Source organism: Ramlibacter sp. (assembly GCF_036676645.1).
Classification (GTDB): Bacteria; Pseudomonadota; Gammaproteobacteria; order Burkholderiales; family Burkholderiaceae_C; genus Ramlibacter.
In genome coordinates, this window is the sequence record NZ_JAKFCM010000114.1 from 1 (window position 1) to 1,888 (window position 1,888).

Sequence of the window (1,888 nt, forward strand, 5' to 3'; positions counted from 1 at the left end):
GATGCGCGATATCGGCTGCAAGCACGCGCAGTTCGTCGACCGCCTCGGCGACACCTTCCGCTGGAAAGGCGAGAACGTCTCCACCACCGAGGTGGAGAACGTCCTCGGTGCCTTCCCCGGCGTGGAGGACGCGGTGGTCTACGGTGTGGAGATTCCCGGCACCAATGGCCGCTGCGGCATGGCGGCGCTGCGCCTGAGCGAAGGCGCGCAGCTGGACGGCGCGGCCCTGGCCGTTTACCTGGATCGGCAACTGCCGGTGTATGCGGCGCCGCTGTTTATCCGCCTGCTCGGCGAGGTGGAAACCACCGGCACCTTCAAGTACAAGAAGACCGAGCTCAAGCAGGCCGCCTACGCTCCAGCCTCGGTGAACGAGCCCTTGTGGGTGCGACTGCCCGGCGCGGACCGCTTCCAGCCTCTGGATGCTGCGCTGTACCAGGCGATCCAGGCGCAGCAGTACCGCTTCTAGGAAGAAGGGCCGCATACGCCGGCAACCACCGGCGTGGCGGCAAGCGCCTAGCGCTTGAACTCGAACTGCACTTCGGCGCCCTCCACCGAGTTCCAGTAGTCCTCATCGTGCTCATTGGTGATCAGCCGGCCACTGAGCTGGAACGGATTGACCACCGGCCGCTTCTGCTCGAACAGCGGCGGCAGCAAGGGCGCAAGTGCTGCCTCCGCGCCGCCATCCTCAGCTTTCAGCTGCTCGGCCAGTTCGGGCGGCAAGCTGAGATCCAGCTTGGTTTTCGGCAAATCTTGGCCCCCTTCGACCACCTCGGGTTTTACCGCCTTGGGGCGCGCGGCAGCGGCCGCGGCCGGTGTCGCGACCTTGGCTTGAGGGGCCTTGGGAACAGCTGCGGGCGCTTGGACGGCGGGCGCTGGGCTGGCGGCAAGCGGCTTCGCCACCTCCTCCACTGCGGCTGGGACGACTTTTTCCGGCTTGACCTTGACCGGTTCCACCTTGGGCTCGCACGCACTCAACAGCGGGAGCAACAGAACCAAGGGCAAATAACGCGTGAGAGTCATGATCGCTCTAAACAAGGCCGACAGATACGGCAATGCTGGCCCGCCAACCGGCGCCTGGCAAGGCAGATTTTCCTTCAATGCGCCCCCCCATCCTGCGCCTGCACACGCCGCAGCTGCGCCTCGATATCCAACTGCGGATAGCGCTGCTGCAACTTGCCGAGCCGCTCGGCCGCGTCCGCCTGCCGACCGCTGTCGCGCAGCTGCAGGATCTGCTGCAAGGCGTCGCGCAACTCGTCCGGCAACGGCGCCTCTGCCTCAACCTTGCCGCGCACGCTGACGTTCGGCGCCTGGGCGGCGGCCTCGGACAACGGTGCCGCGCTATCGGCCATCACGCTGACGGCCGGTTCGCTCAGCCGGGCTGACTCGGCCCCAGCCTTCTTCTGCGGGGCGGGCGCGGCATGGCGTTGCAGCGCCGGTGCGGCAGGCGCCGGACTGTCGTAGTGGGTGGGTGCCGGCGGGAAGCTTCTCAAGCTCAAGCCCAGGCCCAAACCCAGCAGCGCGACGCTGCCCAGCGCCACGCTCCAGCGCACCCGTGCGGCGCCGCCGAACAGCCAGGCATGCAGCCGCGCCAACCCTGGCGGGCGCTTGCTCTGCTGGCGCACCTGCGTGGCGGCCGCCGCGAGAATCCGCGCATCCAGCGCGGCCGAGGGCTCGTCGCCCTGGTGCGCGCGGAAATGCTGCAGCAGTTGTTGCTCCTCGGCGGACATCGGTTGCCGGTCTTTCATGCGGATACCTCTGCGGCTGTGGCGGGGTCAGCCAGCAGCCGACGTAACTTCTGCAGCGCATAGCGCAAGCGGCTCTTCACCGTTTCCGCCGGCGTGCGGGTCAATTCGGCGATCTCGTGCAGCTGCAGATCGCCATGGGCGCG

General features: G+C 67.8%; 4 protein-coding genes. 1 reads left to right on the forward strand and 3 read right to left on the reverse strand.

Going from position 1 to position 1,888, the window contains the following annotated elements; all coding sequences use genetic code 11:
- A partial coding sequence (locus tag V6M57_RS18170) for an AMP-binding enzyme (RefSeq protein ID WP_442968849.1) occupies positions 1 to 466 on the forward strand: 466 nt, incomplete at its 5' end.
- A gap of 47 nt (positions 467 to 513) precedes the next feature.
- On the opposite strand, the gene V6M57_RS18175 is transcribed toward V6M57_RS18170, so the two are convergent.
- From V6M57_RS18175 to V6M57_RS18185, 3 genes are read right to left on the reverse strand one after another with little or no spacing between them, the layout of a single operon-like run.
- A complete protein-coding gene (locus V6M57_RS18175) occupies positions 514 to 1,098 on the reverse strand; it encodes a hypothetical protein (protein ID WP_332816411.1) in 585 nt (194 codons plus the stop codon).
- Positions 1,095 to 1,745, reverse strand: a complete 651-nt coding sequence (locus tag V6M57_RS18180) for a hypothetical protein (protein ID WP_332816412.1) — start codon at positions 1,743 to 1,745, stop codon at positions 1,095 to 1,097. The genes V6M57_RS18175 and V6M57_RS18180 overlap by 4 nt, the downstream gene beginning before the upstream one ends.
- Positions 1,742 to 1,873: a sigma factor-like helix-turn-helix DNA-binding protein gene (locus tag V6M57_RS18185; RefSeq protein ID WP_332816413.1), complete on the reverse strand. Its 132-nt coding sequence runs from the start codon at positions 1,871 to 1,873 to the stop codon at positions 1,742 to 1,744. Before V6M57_RS18185 ends, V6M57_RS18180 begins: the two co-directional genes overlap by 4 nt.
- Between the last annotated feature and the right edge of the window lie 15 nt (positions 1,874 to 1,888).